The organism is Pedobacter sp. 01T416_2 (assembly GCF_056398925.1).
Map to the genome: position 1 here is coordinate 1 of NZ_JBFTQI010000772.1, position 2,712 is coordinate 2,712.

A 2,712-nucleotide genomic window follows, 5' to 3' on the forward strand; every position below is an offset into this window, starting at 1 on the left:
CCTTTAAGCACTGGCCTAACTGTCCGCCGGCACCAATTACTAATATTTTGCTCATATATGTTGTAAAGCTGAAAAGGGGTTTAAAAGTAAATCTTTATCAGATACCGCCTGATCTTTCTCCGGAATTAACCAATCGATATTCAGGTCCGCATCGTTATAAATTACGCCGGTTTCTGAAGCTTTATTGAAAAAATTATCGCATTTGTATAAAAATTCTGCCGTTTCGCTCAATACCGAAAAGCCATGTATAAAACCTCTTGGTATATAAAGCTGTAATTTATTCTCTGCACTTAAGCGTATGGCAAAATGTTTACCATAGGTTGGTGAGCTTGGACGTACATCTACCGCAACATCCAATACTTCCCCCTTGGTTACACGGACTAATTTGGCTTGTGCAAATTCTCCGGTTTGGGCATGTAAACCTCTAATTACACCGTAAGAAGAATAAGATTCGTTATCCTGAACAAACCTGCCTGATAAACCCGTTTTTTCTTCGAATGTATTTTGGTTAAAACTTTCAAAAAAATACCCCCGGGGGTCTTCAAACACCCTTGGCTTAATAATCAGACAGTCTTTTAATCCCGTTTGTTCAATTTCCATTATTTACTGCTGTACTGTTGTTCGTAGTAGGATTGATAGTTGCCTGAGGTTACATTGTTTAACCAATCTTCGTTCTGTAAATACCAGTCTACCGTTTTGGCTAAGCCTTCTTCAAATTGTAAGCTAGGTACCCAATCCAATTGATTTTGCAGTTTACTCGAATCAATGGCATAGCGCAAATCATGCCCCGCGCGGTCGGTTACATAGGTGATTAGTTTAGCTGATTCTCCCGCTTCGCGACCAAGTTTTTGGTCCATAATAGTACAAAGCAAATTGATGAGATCAATATTTTTCCACTCGTTATGTCCACCAATGTTGTAAGTATCTCCTGTTTTTGAGTTGTGGAAAATTACATCGATTGCCCTGGCATGATCTTCTACCCATAACCAATCACGTACGTTCTCCCCTTTACCATATACCGGTACCGGTTTGTTATTCTTGATATTATTAATTGCTAATGGAATCAGCTTCTCAGGAAAATGATGAGAACCATAGTTGTTAGAGCAATTAGAAATTACGCAATCCATGCCATAAGTATCATGGTAGGCCCTTACAAAGTGATCTGAACTCGCCTTTGAGGCCGAATAAGGGCTATGCGGATCGTAAGCAGTGGTTTCGGTAAACATCCCTGTTTCACCTAAAGCGCCATAAACCTCATCGGTACTTACATGATAGAAACGTTTTTTATTGTAATCACCTTTCCAATATTCACGGGCAGCATTTAATAAATTTACAGTACCAATTACATTTGTTATTACAAAAGCCGTTGGATCAGAAATAGAACGATCTACATGACTCTCCGCTGCAAGGTGGATAACGGCATCGAAGTTTTCTGTTTTAAACAGATCGAACATCGCGTTCGCATCAGTAATATCTTCTTTTACAAATCTGTAATTTGGCTTATTTTCAATATCGGTTAAATTAGCCAGATTACCTGCGTAGGTAAGTTTATCTAAATTGACGATCTCGTATTGAGGATAGTTGTTAACAAAACGGCGAACTACATGAGAGCCAATAAAGCCCGCACCACCAGTGATTAAGATTTTTTTCACAGTTATTAAATGATTTTCAATTCCGCTAAAGTAAGTTAGATTTCGGCAAAAAACAACTTAATTTTGACATAAGCTGAAAACCGAACGAATAATTTAGAAGCAATTAGTCAGTTTTCCTGACCATCTTCTACATAAAATAGATAAGCTTGCAGTTGCAATAGATATACGCAAGAAAAGTATAGATGACGCTTATATTTGACTTTACTGTTGCACCAATAACATGAAAATTTAAGGAAGAAAAACTACATCGCCGCCACAGAGCTTTCCAATTCTTTATACCATTCTTCTCCATATTTACGGATTAGTGGTCCTTTTAAAAAACTATAAACTGGTACTTTAAGTTCACGGCCAAAGGTGCAGGCATCGTGACAGATGTGCCAGCGGTCGTAATTTAGCACGTCGAATTCTGGATATTTCGTTATCCGAATAGGGTAAAGGTGACAAGAAATCGGCTTCTGCCAATCTACAATACCTTGCTCATACGCTTTTTCAATGGCACATTTCGTAATACCACCCTCAAAAAGCACGTAAGCACATTCTTTATTTTTATCTACGCAAGGGGTGGTTAAATCGCCATCTTCATCAACTACGTAAACGCCTTGTTCCTCAATGGCTTTAATACCCTTTTCATTCAACAGGTGTTTTATTTTTGGATATATCTCTTCCAAAATGGCCTTTTCGTCATTATCCAATGGTGCACCGGAATCACCTTCCACGCAACAGATTCCTTTGCATTTGCTTAAATTACAAACAAAGTTTTCTTTCAATACGTCTTCGTGCACCAGCACCTGTTCAACTTCTATCATCATTATTCTTTTGCTAAAGCATATTTCAGGCCACTGGCCGATTTTAATTCCATGGTAACTGCTCCTACCAATATCTCTACCTGGGCCTTTACCGGCACGCGGTTTCCATCATCGGTTACCCAGAGGTATAACCTGCTATCTTTTTTAAATATCCTTCCCGGTTTAATAGATGGACTAAATTTTAAACAACGGATGTTCCCCAACTTACTTTTAATCGTTTCTTTTCCTATATATTCTACCTCTAAGGCTGAGAT

4 protein-coding genes are annotated in these 2,712 nt (G+C 38.4%); all 4 read right to left on the reverse strand.

Going from position 1 to position 2,712, the window contains the following annotated elements; genetic code table 11:
* Positions 1–51: 51 nt before the first annotated feature.
* The gene (gene rfbC / locus AC1DPQ_RS23855; protein WP_477611084.1) at positions 52–600 is read right to left on the reverse strand and encodes a dTDP-4-dehydrorhamnose 3,5-epimerase; all 549 of its coding nucleotides are present in this window, start codon (positions 598–600) and stop codon (positions 52–54) included.
* On the reverse strand, positions 600–1,652 hold the full coding sequence (gene rfbB, locus AC1DPQ_RS23860) for a dTDP-glucose 4,6-dehydratase (protein ID WP_477611085.1): 1,053 nt from the start codon (positions 1,650–1,652) through the stop codon (positions 600–602). Before rfbB ends, rfbC begins: the two co-directional genes overlap by 1 nt.
* 242 nt (positions 1,653–1,894) lie before the next feature.
* The gene (locus AC1DPQ_RS23865; protein ID WP_086549448.1) at positions 1,895–2,458 is read right to left on the reverse strand and encodes a DUF3109 family protein; all 564 of its coding nucleotides are present in this window, start codon (positions 2,456–2,458) and stop codon (positions 1,895–1,897) included.
* A 2-nt stretch (positions 2,459–2,460) separates the two neighbouring features.
* A partial coding sequence (locus tag AC1DPQ_RS23870; RefSeq protein ID WP_477611086.1) for a DUF3108 domain-containing protein occupies positions 2,461–2,712 on the reverse strand: 252 nt, incomplete at its 5' end.

Bases quoted from the DNA above. Each gene is read 5' to 3' on its own strand.
- rfbC (WP_477611084.1), bottom strand. From the start codon at position 600: ATGGAAATTGAACAAACGGGATTAAAAGACTGTCTGATTATTAAGCCA.
- AC1DPQ_RS23865 (WP_086549448.1), bottom strand. From the start codon at position 2,458: ATGATAGAAGTTGAACAGGTGCTGGTGCACGAAGACGTATTGAAAGAA.